Origin of the sequence: Pseudoduganella guangdongensis (assembly GCF_009857475.1) — a bacterium.
GTDB classification, from domain to species: Bacteria; Pseudomonadota; Gammaproteobacteria; order Burkholderiales; family Burkholderiaceae_D; genus Rugamonas; species Rugamonas guangdongensis.
Genome location: NZ_WWCJ01000001.1, coordinates 51,582 through 65,683 on the forward strand (window position 1 = coordinate 51,582; position 14,102 = coordinate 65,683).

A 14,102-nucleotide genomic window follows, 5' to 3' on the forward strand; every position below is an offset into this window, starting at 1 on the left:
AGTCCTTCGCCCCTCTGTAAAAAGCAGCCCTAACCGGCTGCTTTTTTTATGGCCGCGACCAGTTCGGCAGGCGCGTCCTGCGCGTCGAGCGTCAGGCCGGCTTCGTCCGGCTGCAGGGGTTCGAGCGCGGCCAGCTGGCTGTCCAGCAGGGCGACCGGCATGAAGTGGCTGCCGCGCGCTTGCATGCGCTGGGCGAATAGTTCGCGCGCGCCGTGGATGTGGGCGAAGCGCAGGCCGGGGTCGGCGGCGCGCAGGCGGTCGCGGTAGCGGCGGCGCAGGGCGGAGCAGGAGAGCACCAGCCCTTGCCCGGCGACGGCGGCGGCGCTGATCTCGGCGGCCAGGCTGGACAGCCATGCGGCGCGGTCGGCGTCGGTCAGGGGCACCCCGGCGCGCATCTTGGCGATGTTGGCGGGGCAGTGGTAGTCGTCGCCCTCCACGAAGCGCACACCCAGCGCCTCGGCCAGGGCGGCGCCGACCGAGCTTTTACCGCTGCCGCTCACGCCCATCACCACCCAGCGTGCGCTCATGCGCTTTCCCGCGCCATCAAGGTGAAGCCCAGGTCGATGCGCTGCGCCGCCACCTCGCTGCCGCGGATGCTGGCCAGCAGCAGGCTGGCGGCTTCAAAGCCGGTCTGGTACAGCGGCGTGCCGACCGTGGTCACCGAGGGCTTCATCCAGGCCGAGGCGGGCAGGTCGTTGAAGCCGCCAATGGCCAGTTGCTCGGGCACGCTGATGCCGCGCCGCTGGCATTGGAAGATGGCGCCGTGCGCCAGGTCGTCGTTGCAGCAGAAGATCGCGTCCAGCTCGGGCACTTTGGCCAGCATGCGTCCCAGCAGCTCGGCGCCGAGGGCGATGGTGGAAGGTTCCGGCACCAGCAGCTCGAGCGCGGGATCGGCCAGGCCGGCCTCGCGCATCGCCTTGCGGTAGCCTTCGGCGCGCCGCAGGGTGCGCTCGTCGAGCTGGGCGGCCATGTAGCCGATGCGCTTGCGGCCTTTGTCCAGCAGGTAGCGCGTCATGGCGTAGCCGGCGTCCACTTGCGAGAAACCGACCGACATCGCGCCCGGCTCCGGCGACAGGTCCATCATCGACACCACCGGCACGCGCGAGGTGGCCAGCATCTGCTGCACGCGCGGGCTGTGCGTCAGGCCGGACAGCAAGATGCCGTCCGGGTTCGACTGCATATAGGCGAACAGCAGCTTTTCTTCCTCCGCATCGGAGTAGCGCGTATTGCCGATCAGGATCTGGTAGTTGCAGGGATCGAGCGCGTCCTGGATGCCGGCCAGCACCGCCGTGAACACGGCGTTGGAGAGCGACGGCACCAGCACCGCAATCACCTTCGATTGCGCCGAGGCCAGGGCGCGCGCGGCGCGGTTGGGCACATAGCCTAGTTCCAGGATCGCCTTGTCCACGCGCTCGCGCAAGGTGGCCGACACCAGTTCCGGCTGGTTGATGGCGCGCGACGCGGTCATCGGCGCCACGCCGGCGTGCGCGGCAACTTCTGAGAGGGTGACCTTGCCGAGTGCTCGGCTCTTGGTAGTGGGACTCTTGCTCATGCGGGAATTATAACTATGTTAAGCTGCTGGCCTCTCAAAAAAGGAGCCCCGATGAGCCGTACCGGCCGCCTGTTCCAATTGATGGATGCCATGCGCGGCAGTCGCCGTCCCGTGACCGCGGCGGCACTGGCCGAGCAACTGGGCGTCTCCGAGCGCACCATTTACCGCGATATGCAAACGCTGGCCGAACTGGGCGCGCCGGTGGAGGGCTCGGCCGGCCTGGGCTACCTGCTGCGCAGCGGCTTCTTCCTGCCGCCGCTGATGTTCGATGTCGATGAACTGGAAGCGCTGGTGCTGGGCGCGCGCTGGGTGCGGCGCCAGGGTGATCCGGTGCTGGCGCAAGCTGCCGCCAATGCGCTGGCCAAAATCGCCACCGCCACGCCCAACGATTTGCGCGACGATATGGCCGACACCAGCCTGTGGGTGCCGCTGGGGCGCGACGCTCCCGAGCATGATGAATTCGTGCAGCCGGCGCGCGAGGCGATCCGGCGCCAGCACAAGATGCGCATCCATTACCGCGACGAGAATGGCGCCACCTCGGAACGCACGGTGTGGCCGTTTGCGCTGGCGTTCTTCGAAGGCCGCCGCCTGCTGGCCGCCTGGTGCGAGATGCGCAAGGCGAATCGCCACTTCCGCATCGACCGCATCGCGCAGGCCGAGGCGCTTGCGGAACGCTATCCAACGCCGCGTCATGCCTTGCTCAAGGTGTGGCGAGAAGAAAATGCGATCAAGGATGGCGACTACTGACAGGAACTGTCAGGAGCCTTTGATTACCATAGGCGCATTGGATCAACCACCCTGGAGTTAAACGATGCGCCTGTATCAAAATCCCCTGTCCTCCAATGCCCGCCGCGCCTTGCTGGTTGCAAGGCATCTGGGCATGACGCTGGAAGAAGTGTTCGTCGACCTCGGCAGCGAAACCGAACGCGCGCGCCTGCATGAAGTGAATATCTGCGGCAAAGTACCGGTGCTGGACGACGACGGTTTCGTGCTGTGGGAATCCTGCGCCATCATGCAATACCTGGCCGACAAGCACGGCGCCGAGGACCTGTATCCCAAGGCGCTGCAAGCGCGCGCCGACGTCAACCGCTGGATGTTCTTCGCGGCCCAGCATTTCTCGCCGGCGGTTGGCATCCTGACCTGGGAATACCTGTGGAAGAAATTCGTCACCGGCGAAGATCCGGACCCGGTTGAGATCGCGAAAGGCGAAGCTTTCGTGCATGAGCACGCATTGGTGCTCGACAAGCACCTGGCGCAGCGCGAGTGGCTCAGTGGCAGTGCCCTGACCTTGGCCGACTATGCGGTGGCGGCGCCGATGATGTACATCGACCGTGCCAAGGTGCCGGTCGGGCAATACACTCACCTGATGGCCTGGTATGAACGCATGCGCCAGTTGCCTGCCTGGAAGGAAACCGAGACGCCCTGGCCTTTTTAAATTTATGTGAGATCACGCACAGAGTGCGGCCGGGTCGGGACTTAAGATGGAACCGTCTCTTTCAGGACATCCCTAGTTTTGGACTTGGCCCACTCTCACGAGTGGGCATTTTTTTTTGAAAGGGACATGATGCAATCCGTATCGGTACTGACTTCCAGCATCGCCTACCGCGAACTGGGCCAGCGCAGCGCGCGCGCCGTGATCTTCTTGCACGGGAATCCCACCCACTCCTACATCTGGCGCCACATCATGCCGCACGTGGCGCAGAAGGCGTATTGCCTGGCGCCCGACCTGATCGGCTTCGGCGCCTCGGGCAAGCCCGACATCGCCTACAGCTTCCTGGAACACGCCGCCTATCTGGAAGCCTTCCTGCAGCAGATGGCAGTGGAGGAGTTGATCCTGGTGGGGCAGGACTGGGGCGGGGCGCTGGCGATCCACCTGGCCGCGCGCTACCCGTCCAAGGTGCGCGGCGTGGCGCTGATGGAATTCGTGCGCCCCAGCCCGACATGGGAAGACTTCCACCCTCTGGAGCAGGCGCGCGAACGCTTCAAGCTGATGCGCGCGGCCGGCACGGGTGAAGAGTATGTGTTGCAGCAGAATTTCTTCATCGAACAGATGCTGCCGAAGGGCTCCCTGCGCACGCTGACGGCGGAAGAAATGGACGCCTACCGCGCCCCCTTCCCAACGCCGGAATCGCGCAAGCCGATGCTGGCCTTCCCGCGCATGATGCCGATTGCCGGCGAACCGGCCGACGTTTATGAACTGATCGAGCGCAACGAGTCGATCATGGCGACCGCCCAGTACCCCAAGCTGATCCTATTCAGCCCAAACGGCGTGCTGACCCCGCGCGCCGTGGCCGAGCGCTATGCCGCGCGCTTCGCCAATTCCAAGCTGGTGGAGCTGGGCGAAGGCACGCACAACATCCAGGAAGACCACCCGGAAGCGATTGGCCGTGCCATCGCCGACTGGCTGCCGTAAAAAAAATGGGGTACGTCCCCATTTTTTTTCTAGTGCAGCAGGGCGGAGGTGAGGGACTTCACTTCTTCCGCCGACTCTTCCATGATGGAGGCCAGGGTGCCGTCGCCGATGGCGAAGTCGATCGTGCTGGCGGCGGACATGGAGGTGGCGCCCGGGCGTGAGTGCAAAGGCGAGGCGATCGGCGACAGGTCGTTGGCCAGCAGCAGGGTGTCGCCCAGGTTCTCGGGCGGCAAGGCGCGCAAGCCCTCCCACATGGCTTCCACCGACTTCATCACATTCTCGGGAATCATCAGCTTTTGCAGCACGCCGCGCCCGATCTGCACCTCGCCGTGCGTGACCCAGTCCTCCGGGTCGCCATCCATCACCTCGGGATAGGCTTCCGCCTGCGACAGCATGTAGAAGCCGCCCACTTCGTGCACGATGCCGGCGAACATGGCGGTATCGGGGTCGACATGGGACACGCGCCGCGCAATCACCTGCGCCAGCGCCGCCACGTGGGCGGTGTGCTGCCACAGCTGGTTGGACTTGGCCTTGAGCAGGGGATTGCGGATCTTGCTGCTCAGCTGGCGCACGATCACGGAGGCCACCAGCGATTGCAGGGTGCGCACGCCCAGGCGCTGCACCGCTGTCTTCACGCTGGAAATCTCCATGCCGGAGCGGTTGTAGGCCACCGAGTTGGCAATGGCCACCGTGCGCGCCGCCAGCAGCGGGTCGGCCTGCACCAGCTTGGCTGCCAGGTCGATATGGCAATTGTCGTCGTTGAGCGCGCGCTGCAGCTTCATCGACGCGTCGATATTGGTGGGGAAGGCAAGCTCACCGCGGCCCGCTTGGGCGGCAATTGCTTTAAAGGCGTCCAGTCTGTCCATGCGAAAATTATAAGCAGAAAATTGCCTTAGGGAACTATCCCGCCGCAATTATTTTGATGAATTCTTCCGCAGGCCGTGCCGGACGCGATTGAAATACGCTATGCGCCCGGACTCAGCCTTCGCCGAAGATGGCGTCGCACCCTTCCACAGTGCCTTCGACATCCCCCAGTTCGTCGACCAGTTCCAGGTCTTCGAGTTCCTCCACCGCATTGGTGAAGCTGTTGTGCTTGGTGGCACCGATCAGGCGGTAGATTTCACCGTCTTCGTTGCGGATGCCAATTAGCAGTTTTTCCTTGCGCACGGTGTCAACCGTGGTGCTCTCCAGCAGCAGGTTGCCGGTGATTTGTTTGTCGAATTCAGCAGGCGTTACGCCTTCCAGCAGGGCAGTTTTCAGCATTCTTTCATTCTTTATAGTGGTGTACCGGCACTGATCGTGGCCTTCAGCCCGGCCAGGGTGCGTTCCAGGGCGTCAAAATCGGCGTCGCTGTAGTCGGAGAACAGTTGTACTCCTTTGGCGACAATCACGGGAAACACTTCGGCAAACAGCGCCTCGCCCGCCGGGGTCAGGCGGACGAAGAAGGAGCGCTTGTCGCCGGCGTTGCGTTCCTTTTCCACCAGGCCCTTCTGTTCCAGGCGTTCGATGACGCCGGTCAGGGTGCCCTTGGTGATCAGGGTGCGCTCGCCCAGCTCCTTATAGCTCATGCCGGGGGTGTTGCCCAATGTGGCGATGATATCGAATTGCGCGTGGGTGAGGCCAAGCTGGCGCACATGCGCACCAGACCACCTCTCAAACCCCTGCATGCATTCGGCCAGCAGCCGGATGCTTTTCAAATACCGTTCGCCCATGACACAGGATTATAGCGCCCGCCTGCCTTGCACTGCATCGGTTACCATATGCAAACTTATAACAATGTGCAGTTTTCGCCATGCCCCAACACGCGCGCGGTATCCTGGCCCTGCTGGTGGTGACCCTGGTCTGGGGGACAACCTTCCCCGCCATGAAGGACATGACCGACAGTCTGTCGGCCAACTGGATCGTGGTGTCGCGCTTTGCCATCGCGGGCGTGCTGCTGTCGCCCTTCCTGTGGCGCGCGCGCTGGCGCGACCTGCACTACGGCTTTCTGGCCGGGGGGCTGCTGTTCTTCTGCTACCTGGCCCAGGTGGAAGGCCTGAGCCTGACCTCGTCCAACCGCAACGCCTTCATCTGCGGCCTGAATGTGCTGGTGGTGCCGCTGCTGGGCATCGCCATGGGCCGGTGGCCGGACCGGCGCATCGTGCTGGCCTTGCTGCTCGCGGTGGCCGGGCTGTTCGCCCTGTGCTGGGAGGGCAGCTTCAGCTGGAGCCGGGGCGACTGGCTGGCGCTGACGGCGGCCTTCCTGTTCGGTCTCTATATCAAGGTGATGGAGCAGTTCTCGCGCAAGGTCGAGCGCCTGATGACCTTGACGGTGGCGCAGATCTGGACCGTGGCCCTGTTTGCCGGGCTGTGGATCCTGCTGCGCGAAGTGCCGCGCGGCGTGATCGACGTGCCGCATGACGCGGCCGACTACTACACCTACATCTGGACCGAGCTGGTCGCCTTCAAGTGGAATGTGCTGTACCTGGGCCTGGTCGCCACGGCAGCCATCATTTCCCTGCAAACCTGGGGCCAGCGCCATGCCACGGCCAACGAAGCGGCCGTGATCTACGCCTTCGAGCCGGGCGCGGCCGCGATTTTCGGCTATGTCTGGCTGGGCGAAGTGATGGGGCCGATGCAACTGGTGGGCGCGGCGTTGTTGATCTCCGGTATGATTGTCAGCCAATGGAATACCCCAGAGCGCCCGACGACGGCGCTGGTCCCCGAATAGAAGATGTCATTTGCTCAACTTAGTCGCCTGACCCAGGCGCAGCCGCTGCGCGTGCTGCTGGTGAATGCAGGCGAACCGGACAACCTGGCCTGGTCCGCCCTGGTGCAGCCTTTGCGGCTGGCCCAGCGCATCCTGAACGGCGCCTTCCAGCTCGACGTGCTGACGCCGGCCCAGGTCGCGAGCGCGGCCGGCGGCTGGCAGTTGGCCCTGCTGGTGGCCGATGAAGGCACGCCGCGCCCGGCCGAAGCGCAACTGCGCGCCCTGATCGAACGGTGCCGCGAGGCCGATTTCTGGGGCGGCGTCGGCGCCGGCGTGCTGTGGCTGGCCCAGGCTGGCGCCGCCGGCAACACCCGCATCGCGCTGCCATGGGCCCTGTACGCCGAAACCGAAGACATCACCGAGCGCGCGATCCTGACGCCGCACCTGTTCGAGCTGGACGGACGCCTGCTCAGCTGCTGCGGCGGCGCCGCCTCGCTCGACTTCTCGCTGACCCTGGTGGAGATCCTGTTCGGCGCCAATGTGCAGGCCGAAATCAAGGAAGCGCTGTGCATCGACCGCGTGCGCTCCCAGGACGAACGCCAGCGCGTGGCGCTGCAAGCGCGTTTCGGCGTGCTGCAGCCCAAGCTGTCGGAGGCGGTGACCCTGATGGAAGCCAATATCGAAGAACCGCTCTCGACTGACGACATCGCCGGCCTGGTTGGCCTCTCGCGCCGCCAGCTCGAACGCCTGTTCAAGCAATACCTGGGTTCCCTGCCATCGCGCTACTACCTCGAGCTGCGCCTGCAGCGCGCCCGCCAATTGCTGTTAGAAACAAACCATTCCATTGTGCAAGTTGGCCTGATGTGCGGCTTCTCCTCCGGCTCGCACTTCTCCACCGCCTTCGGCACCCTGTTCGGCAACACCCCGCGCGAAGAGCGCCAGCGCAAGCTGCAAGGCTGAAATTCGGGGCCGCCGGAGAAAATGGGGTACGTCCCCATTTTCTCCGGCGGCCCCGAACTTACGAATTCTGAAAATCCTTGTCGCAGATTCAAAAGAGTTTTAGCATCCCCGCTTTTACAATGCAGTACACCTTACTATTGATGGGGATTTGCCATGAACGCCAAGCTTGACTCGACTGTTACCACCCGCCCTGTAACCCGCGCCACGTTCGACGAGGTAATCGTCCCGACTTATGCACCTGCCCAAATGGTGCCAGTGCGAGCAGCGGGTCTGGACCTGTGGGACCAGAACGGCAAGCATTACCTGGACTTCACTTCGGGTATCGCGGTGGCGTCCCTGGGTCACTGCAATCCAGTGCTGGTGGAGGCGCTGACCAAGCAGGCCAACACCCTGTGGCACCTGGGCAATGGCTACACCAACGAGCCGGTGCTGCGCTTGGCAACCGCCCTGACCGAAGCGACCTTCGCTGACCGCGCTTTCTTCTGCAACTCCGGCGCGGAAGCCAATGAGGCGGCGCTGAAGCTGGCGCGCAAGGTTGCCCACGCCAAGTACGGCGACAAGAAGCCGCGCATCGTGTCCTGCCTGAACTCCTTCCATGGCCGCACCCTGTTCACCGTGTCGGTCGGCGGCCAGGCCAAGTACACCGAAGGCTTCGAGCCGCTGCCACCGTCGATCGACCACATCCCTTACAACGATATCGAGGCGGCCAAGGCGGCCATCGGCGACGACGTGTGCGCGGTGATCGTGGAGCCGGTGCAGGGCGAGGGCGGTGTGATGCCGGGCAATCCTGAATACCTGAAGACCCTGCGCGAGCTGTGCGACAAGGTCGGCGCTGTGCTGATCTTCGACGAAGTGCAGTGCGGCATGGGCCGCACCGGTTCCCTGTTCGCCTACCAGGGCTACGGCGTGACGCCGGACATCCTGACCTCGGCCAAGGCGCTGGGCAACGGCTATCCGATCGGCGCCATGCTGACCACCGAGGAACTGGCCAAACACCTGGCCGTCGGCACCCACGGCACCACCTACGGCGGCAACCCGCTGGCGGCCACCGTGGCGCTGACCGTGCTCGATACCATCAACCAGCCGGCCTTCCTGGCGCGCGTGAAAGAGGCGTCCGAGAAGCTGATCGGCAAGCTGGAAGGCCTGGTGCGCGACTTCCCGCAGGTGTTCTCCGCCGTGCGCGGCGCCGGTCTGCTGCTGGGCCTGGTTGTGGCCGAGCCGTTCAAGGGCCGTTCCAAGGATATCCAGCGCGCCGCCGAGGCGCATGGCCTGATGATCCTGATCGCCGGCATGGATGTGGTGCGCCTGGCGCCGGCGCTGATCGTGTCCGATGCGCAGATCGATGAGGCCGACCGCATCATCCGCCTGGCGGTGGCTGACCTGACCAAAGCTGCCTAAACCGGTAAAGCAGTGCCTGACCCGCAGGGTCAGGCACTGGCCTGCGGCAGTCGCGGGCCCGGCCGGATGGCCGTCCCGTCCGACCCAGCGGGTCTGACGGGACGGCCATCCGGCCGGTTTACCGGTTTTGTTGTTTCAAGAGAAGAATAAAGAGGAGCACCCCATGTATGTAGTCCGTCCGGTCGAAACCGCCGACATCGCCGCCCTCGAGTCACTGGCTGCTGTCAGCATGCCGGGTGTCCATACCCTGCCGAAAACGCGCGAGAAGATCGAGCAGGCGGTCGAAGGTTCGATCGCTTCCTTCGCGGCCCACGTCGATATCCCGAGCGAAGAATCGTATATGTTCGTGATGGAGTCGCTGGCCGACAAGAAGATCGTCGGCACCGCCGCCATCCACGCGTCTGCCGGTTCGAACGGTACCTATTTCTCCTTCCGCAACGACGTGATCCAGCAGGTGTCGCGCGACCTGAATATCAGCCATAGCGTGCACGCGCTGACGCTGTGCTCCGAGCTGACCGCCTATTCGCAGCTGTCCGGCTTCTATGTCGATGCCGCCGTGGCGCAGCGTCCGGAAGCGGCCTTGCTGTCGCGTTCCCGCCTGCTGTACGCGGTGCAGGCGCCGCACCGTTTCGGCGACCGCTTCTTCGTGCCGCTGGCCGGCCTGACCGATGAAAACGGCGGCTCGCCGTTCTGGGACGCGCTGGGCCGCAAGTTCTTCAAGATGGACTTCCTGGACGCCGAGCGCGTGATCGGCGGCGCCCGCAACCGCACCCTGATCGTGGAGCTGATGCCGCACTACCCGGTGTACGTGCCGCTGCTGCCGGGCGATGCGCAAGCCGTGATGGGCCAGATCCACCCGAGCGGCGAACTGGCCTTCAACCTGCTGACCTCCGAGGGCTTCGAGGCCGACGAGTACATCGATATTTTCGACGGCGGCCCGATCCTGCAGGCGCACAAGCACACGCTGCGCACGTTCACCGCGTCCATGCCGCGCCGCGTGGCGGCCGCCAGCGGCACGCCTGCCAGCGACGCTGTCGCCACCTATGCTGTCTCCACCGGCCCGGACCAGCGCTTCCGCGCGGTGACGATCAACTGCGCGCCGCTGGAGAGCAGCGAAACCGTCTGCCTGCCGAAGCAAGTCCAGGATGTCCTGGGCGTGTCCGAAGGCGACACCGTGACCTGCGTCCGCATTTAAAAGAACGAGAGTACCTATGCTAGTTGTACGCGCCATCAAAGCGAGTGACCTGGACGGTCTGTTCAACCTGGCCAGCCAGGTGGGCACCGGCATGACCACGCTGAAGCCGGATATGAAGATGATGGGCGACCGCCTCGCCATCGCCGTCGCCTCCTTCAATGAAACCATCCCGCCGGAAGAACGCGACTACATGTTCGTGATGGAGGACACCGCGACCGGCCGCCTGGCCGGCGTGTGCGCCATCAAGGGCGCGGTCGGCCTGACCGAGCCGTTCTACAATTACCGCATCGGCACCCTGGTGCACTCGAGCCGCGAGCTGAACGTGTTCACCCGCATGGACACGCTGTACCTGTCGAACGACCTGACCGGCTGCTCCGAGCTGTGCTCCCTGTTCCTGCACCCGGACTACCGCCAGGGCAATAACGGCAAGTTGCTGTCCAAGAGCCGCTTCCTGTTCATCGCCCAGTTCCCGCACCTGTTCGAGCAGAAGATCATCGCCGAGATGCGCGGCTACCAGGCGCAGGACGGCAGCTCGCCGTTCTACGAGGGCCTGGGCCGCTACTTCTTCAAGATGGACTTCCACCACGTGGACGACCTGACCGCGCTGGGCAAAAAGTCCTTCATCGCCGAGCTGATGCCGCGCCAGCCGCTGTACGTCGATTACCTGCCGCAGGATGCGCGCGAGGCGATCGGCAAGGTGCACCAGGCCACCGTGCCGGCGCGCCGCCTGCTGGAGCAGGAGGGCATGCATTACGAGGGCTACGTCGATATCTTCGACGCCGGCCCGGTGCTGCAAGCGCGCGTGTCGGAGCTGCGCGCCATGCGCGACAGCGAGCTGGCCGTGGTCGAGCGCGATACCGATACGGCGCATGCCTGCGCGCTGCACACCAGCGAGCCTTACCTGGTGTCGAACACGGTCATGCAGGATTTCCGCATGATCCTGACCGATGCCTCCCCTTCGAACGGCAACATCGACTTGTCGAAAGAAGAACAAGCCCTGCTGCACTGCCATTCCGGCGAAACCGTGCGCACCCTGTCTCTCAACGTGAGGAAGAACCAGAATGTCTGAACAAGCACTGAGCAATTTCATCAACGGCCAATGGAAGGCCGGTCACGGCGAGACCATCGTGACCACCAACCCGGCTACCGGCAAGCAGACCTACGCTTCGCAGGAATCGACCGCGAGCGACGTGATGGAAGCCGCGCAAGCTGCGCGCGCCGCTTTTGAAGACTGGGCCTACCGTCCGCTGGAGGAGCGCATCGCCATCGTCACCCGTTTCCGCGACCTGCTGAAGGAGAACGCGGAAGAGCTGGCGCAGACCATTTCCGAAGAAGTGGGCAAGCCGCTGTGGGAAGCGCGCACCGAAGTGACCACCATGGCCAACAAGGTCGACATCTCGATCACCGCCTACGGCGCGCGCACCGGCGTGACCTCGTCCAAAGTGGCGGACGGCGAAGCCGTGCTGCGCCACCGTCCGCACGGCGTGTTCGGCGTGTTCGGCCCGTACAACTTCCCCGGCCACCTGCCGAACGGCCATATCGTGCCGGCCCTGATCGCCGGCAACACAGTGGTGTTCAAGCCGAGCGAATACGCGCCGCGCACCGCCATCAAGACCGTGGCGCTGTGGGAAAAGGCTGGCCTGCCGGCCGGCGTGATGAACCTGGTCAACGGCGGCCGCGAAACCGGCATCGCCCTGGGCCAGAATGAAGAAATCGACGGCGTGCTGTTTACCGGCTCCAGCCAGACCGGCGCCGCGCTGCACAAGCAGTTCGGCGGCCAGCCGGGCAAGCTGCTGGCGCTGGAAATGGGCGGCAACAACCCGCTGATCGTCTGGAACCCGACCGATATCGACGCTGCCGTCTTCATGGCGATTTCGTCCTCCTTCATCTCCGCCGGCCAGCGCTGCACCTGCGCGCGCCGCGTGATCGTGCAGAAGGGCGAGCAGGGCGACGCTTTCGTCAAGCGCTTCGTCGACGTGGCGTCGAAACTGGGCGTGGGCGCCCCGGCGGCCGAACCGGCGCCGTTCATGGGCCCGGTGGTATCCGCAGCCGTGGCCGAGCGCCTGGTGCAAGCGCAGGCCGACATGGTGGCCAAGGGCGGTAAGCTGCTGCTGGAAATGCGCCAGCTGGAGCCGGGCACCGGCTTCGTTTCCGCCGGCATCGTGGACACCACCGATGCGCAAGGCATTCCGGACGAGGAATGGTTCGGCCCACTGGCCCAGATCATCCGCGTCGACGATTTCGACGCCGCGATCAAAGCCGCCAACAACACCGGCTACGGCCTGGCGGCAGCCCTGATCTCGACCGACGCAGCGCTGTGGCAGAAGTTCCAGCTGCGCGCCCGCGCCGGCATCGTCAACTGGAACCGTCCGACCACCGGCGCGGCCAGCTCGGCGCCGTTCGGCGGCGTCGGCAAGTCCGGCAACCACCGTCCCAGCGCATACTATGCGGCGGACTATTGCGCCTACCCGGTCGCTTCGATCGAGAACGGCGCCCTTGAAATGCCGGCCAAGCTGTCGCCTGGCATGAACTTCTGAGGATGACCATGCGCCCAGCACGCGAATACAACTTCGATGGCCTGGTAGGCCCGTCGCACAACTACGCCGGCCTGTCGTTCGGCAATGTCGCTTCCTTCAACAACGTCAAGAGCGCTTCCAACCCGAAGCAGGCCGCCCTGCAGGGCCTGGCCAAGATGCGCGAGCTGGCCAAGCGCGGTTTTGCGCAGGCGCTGCTGCCGCCGCAGGACCGCCCGAATTTCCGCCTGTTGCGCAGCCTGGGCTACAGCGGTTCGGACGCCGACGTGATCGCCAAGGTGTACGCCGATTCGCCGGTGATCCTGGCCTGCGCCTACTCGGCCTCGCCGATGTGGACCGCCAACGCGGCGACGGTCAGCCCGTCGGCCGATACCGCCGATGGCCGGGTGCACTTCACCGCCGCCAACCTGAATAACAAACTGCACCGCGCCTTCGAGCACGTGCAGTCGGCGCGCGCGCTGCGCGCCATCTTCAAGGACCCGCGCTTCTTCGCCGTGCACGACGCGCTGCCGGGCACCCCGGCCTTCGGCGACGAGGGCGCGGCCAACCACACCCGCCTGTGCGACCAGCACGGCAATGCCGCCGTGGAGCTGTTCGTGTACGGCCGCGTGGAGTTCGATCCGAGCGCGCCGGCGCCGAAGAAATTCCCGGCGCGCCATACGCTGGAAGCTTCGCAGGCGGTGGCCCGCCTGCACGGCCTGGACCCGGCGCGCTGCGTGTTCGTGCAGCAGAACCCGGAGGTGATCGACCAGGGCGTGTTCCACAACGACGTGATCGCGGTGGGCAATGGCAATGTGCTGTTCTACCACGAGCAGGCGTTCGCCGACGAGCAGGCCGCGCTGGCCTCGATCCGCGCCGCGATGCACGGCGTGGGCGCGGAGCTGGTGGCGATCCGCGTGCCGACCGCCGAGGTGTCGGTGGCGGATGCGGTTTCGTCCTACCTGTTCAACACGCAGCTGCTGTCCAAGCCGGACGGCAAGATGGCGCTGGTGACGCCGCATGAGTGCCAGGAGATTGCGTCCGTGGCGGCCTTCCTGGCGAAGCTGGTGGCGTCCGGCGGCCCGGTGGATGAACTGATCCACTTCGACCTGCGCCAGTCGATGCGCAACGGCGGCGGCCCGGCCTGCCTGCGCCTGCGCGTGGCGCTGACCGATGAAGAGGCGGCGGCCATGCACCAGGGTGTTGTGATGACCGAAACGCTGTACCATAGCCTGGTCGCATGGGTGGAAAAGCATTACCGCGACCATCTGGAGCCGAAAGACTTGGCAGATCCGCAGTTGGCTGTCGAAGTGCATACCGCTTTGAAAGAGCTGGAACAGATCCTGGGCTTACCTGGCCTGTACGACCTGTGATTTAAAGAA

15 protein-coding genes are annotated in these 14,102 nt (G+C 64.8%); 10 read left to right on the plus strand and 5 right to left on the minus strand.

The window, feature by feature from the left end:
* Positions 1-29 precede the first annotated feature (29 nt).
* The gene (locus GTP41_RS00240; RefSeq protein WP_229502683.1) at positions 30-527 is read right to left on the minus strand and encodes a gluconokinase; all 498 of its coding nucleotides are present in this window, start codon (positions 525-527) and stop codon (positions 30-32) included.
* The gene (gntR, locus tag GTP41_RS00245; RefSeq protein WP_161023548.1) at positions 524-1,552 is read right to left on the minus strand and encodes an HTH-type transcriptional regulator GntR; all 1,029 of its coding nucleotides are present in this window, start codon (positions 1,550-1,552) and stop codon (positions 524-526) included. The genes GTP41_RS00240 and gntR overlap by 4 nt, the downstream gene beginning before the upstream one ends.
* 51 nt (positions 1,553-1,603) lie before the next feature.
* Between gntR and GTP41_RS00250 the strand changes: the two genes are divergently transcribed.
* The 3 genes from GTP41_RS00250 to GTP41_RS00260 all read left to right on the plus strand — a co-directional run bounded on the left by GTP41_RS00250 (position 1,604) and on the right by GTP41_RS00260 (position 3,965).
* Entirely contained in the window at positions 1,604-2,299 is a 696-nt protein-coding gene (locus GTP41_RS00250; RefSeq protein WP_202419561.1) for a helix-turn-helix transcriptional regulator, read from the plus strand.
* A 64-nt stretch (positions 2,300-2,363) separates the two neighbouring features.
* Entirely contained in the window at positions 2,364-2,987 is a 624-nt protein-coding gene (locus tag GTP41_RS00255) for a glutathione S-transferase family protein (protein ID WP_161023549.1), read from the plus strand.
* Positions 2,988-3,113: 126 nt separating this feature from the next.
* Positions 3,114-3,965, plus strand: a complete 852-nt coding sequence (locus GTP41_RS00260) for a haloalkane dehalogenase (protein WP_161023550.1) — start codon at positions 3,114-3,116, stop codon at positions 3,963-3,965.
* Between the two features lie 29 nt (positions 3,966-3,994).
* Here GTP41_RS00260 and GTP41_RS00265 read toward each other — a convergent pair whose 3' ends face one another.
* The 3 genes from GTP41_RS00265 to GTP41_RS00275 all read right to left on the minus strand — a co-directional run bounded on the left by GTP41_RS00265 (position 3,995) and on the right by GTP41_RS00275 (position 5,677).
* Positions 3,995-4,831: an HDOD domain-containing protein gene (locus GTP41_RS00265; RefSeq protein ID WP_161023551.1), complete on the minus strand. Its 837-nt coding sequence runs from the start codon at positions 4,829-4,831 to the stop codon at positions 3,995-3,997.
* A gap of 112 nt (positions 4,832-4,943) precedes the next feature.
* A complete protein-coding gene (locus tag GTP41_RS00270) occupies positions 4,944-5,225 on the minus strand; it encodes a hypothetical protein (protein ID WP_161023961.1) in 282 nt (93 codons plus the stop codon).
* Positions 5,226-5,239: 14 nt separating this feature from the next.
* The gene (locus tag GTP41_RS00275) at positions 5,240-5,677 is read right to left on the minus strand and encodes a MarR family winged helix-turn-helix transcriptional regulator (RefSeq protein ID WP_161023552.1); all 438 of its coding nucleotides are present in this window, start codon (positions 5,675-5,677) and stop codon (positions 5,240-5,242) included.
* An 80-nt stretch (positions 5,678-5,757) separates the two neighbouring features.
* Here GTP41_RS00275 and GTP41_RS00280 point away from each other — a divergent pair, with 80 nt between their 5' ends.
* From GTP41_RS00280 to astB, 7 genes are all read left to right on the plus strand, one after another.
* Complete coding sequence (locus tag GTP41_RS00280; protein WP_161023553.1) at positions 5,758-6,675, plus strand: DMT family transporter; 918 nt, start codon at positions 5,758-5,760, stop codon at positions 6,673-6,675.
* 3 nt (positions 6,676-6,678) lie between these two features.
* On the plus strand, positions 6,679-7,614 hold the full coding sequence (locus tag GTP41_RS00285) for a GlxA family transcriptional regulator (protein ID WP_161023554.1): 936 nt from the start codon (positions 6,679-6,681) through the stop codon (positions 7,612-7,614).
* A gap of 153 nt (positions 7,615-7,767) precedes the next feature.
* Complete coding sequence (locus tag GTP41_RS00290) at positions 7,768-9,012, plus strand: acetylornithine/succinyldiaminopimelate transaminase (protein WP_161023555.1); 1,245 nt, start codon at positions 7,768-7,770, stop codon at positions 9,010-9,012.
* 163 nt (positions 9,013-9,175) lie between these two features.
* Positions 9,176-10,207, plus strand: coding sequence for an arginine N-succinyltransferase (locus GTP41_RS00295; RefSeq protein WP_161023556.1), 1,032 nt, complete (start codon positions 9,176-9,178; stop codon positions 10,205-10,207).
* 16 nt (positions 10,208-10,223) lie between these two features.
* A complete protein-coding gene (gene astA, locus GTP41_RS00300) occupies positions 10,224-11,276 on the plus strand; it encodes an arginine N-succinyltransferase (RefSeq protein WP_161023557.1) in 1,053 nt (350 codons plus the stop codon).
* The gene (astD, locus tag GTP41_RS00305) at positions 11,269-12,744 is read left to right on the plus strand and encodes a succinylglutamate-semialdehyde dehydrogenase (protein ID WP_161023558.1); all 1,476 of its coding nucleotides are present in this window, start codon (positions 11,269-11,271) and stop codon (positions 12,742-12,744) included. Before astA ends, astD begins: the two co-directional genes overlap by 8 nt.
* 8 nt (positions 12,745-12,752) lie before the next feature.
* Positions 12,753-14,093, plus strand: a complete 1,341-nt coding sequence (astB, locus tag GTP41_RS00310; protein WP_161023559.1) for an N-succinylarginine dihydrolase — start codon at positions 12,753-12,755, stop codon at positions 14,091-14,093.
* The last annotated feature ends 9 nt before the right edge of the window (positions 14,094-14,102 follow it).

What these genes read in the sequence shown, in the direction of transcription:
- GTP41_RS00240 (WP_229502683.1), bottom strand. Translation starts at nt 527, where the DNA reads ATGAGCGCACGCTGGGTGGTGATGGGCGTGAGCGGCAGCGGTAAAAGC.
- gntR (WP_161023548.1), bottom strand. Translation starts at nt 1,552, where the DNA reads ATGAGCAAGAGTCCCACTACCAAGAGCCGAGCACTCGGCAAGGTCACC.
- GTP41_RS00250 (WP_202419561.1), top strand. Translation starts at nt 1,604, where the DNA reads ATGAGCCGTACCGGCCGCCTGTTCCAATTGATGGATGCCATGCGCGGC.
- GTP41_RS00255 (WP_161023549.1), top strand. Translation starts at nt 2,364, where the DNA reads ATGCGCCTGTATCAAAATCCCCTGTCCTCCAATGCCCGCCGCGCCTTG.
- GTP41_RS00260 (WP_161023550.1), top strand. Translation starts at nt 3,114, where the DNA reads ATGATGCAATCCGTATCGGTACTGACTTCCAGCATCGCCTACCGCGAA.
- GTP41_RS00265 (WP_161023551.1), bottom strand. Translation starts at nt 4,831, where the DNA reads ATGGACAGACTGGACGCCTTTAAAGCAATTGCCGCCCAAGCGGGCCGC.
- GTP41_RS00275 (WP_161023552.1), bottom strand. Translation starts at nt 5,677, where the DNA reads ATGGGCGAACGGTATTTGAAAAGCATCCGGCTGCTGGCCGAATGCATG.
- GTP41_RS00280 (WP_161023553.1), top strand. Translation starts at nt 5,758, where the DNA reads ATGCCCCAACACGCGCGCGGTATCCTGGCCCTGCTGGTGGTGACCCTG.
- GTP41_RS00285 (WP_161023554.1), top strand. Translation starts at nt 6,679, where the DNA reads ATGTCATTTGCTCAACTTAGTCGCCTGACCCAGGCGCAGCCGCTGCGC.
- GTP41_RS00290 (WP_161023555.1), top strand. Translation starts at nt 7,768, where the DNA reads ATGAACGCCAAGCTTGACTCGACTGTTACCACCCGCCCTGTAACCCGC.
- GTP41_RS00295 (WP_161023556.1), top strand. Translation starts at nt 9,176, where the DNA reads ATGTATGTAGTCCGTCCGGTCGAAACCGCCGACATCGCCGCCCTCGAG.
- astA (WP_161023557.1), top strand. Translation starts at nt 10,224, where the DNA reads ATGCTAGTTGTACGCGCCATCAAAGCGAGTGACCTGGACGGTCTGTTC.
- astD (WP_161023558.1), top strand. Translation starts at nt 11,269, where the DNA reads ATGTCTGAACAAGCACTGAGCAATTTCATCAACGGCCAATGGAAGGCC.
- astB (WP_161023559.1), top strand. Translation starts at nt 12,753, where the DNA reads ATGCGCCCAGCACGCGAATACAACTTCGATGGCCTGGTAGGCCCGTCG.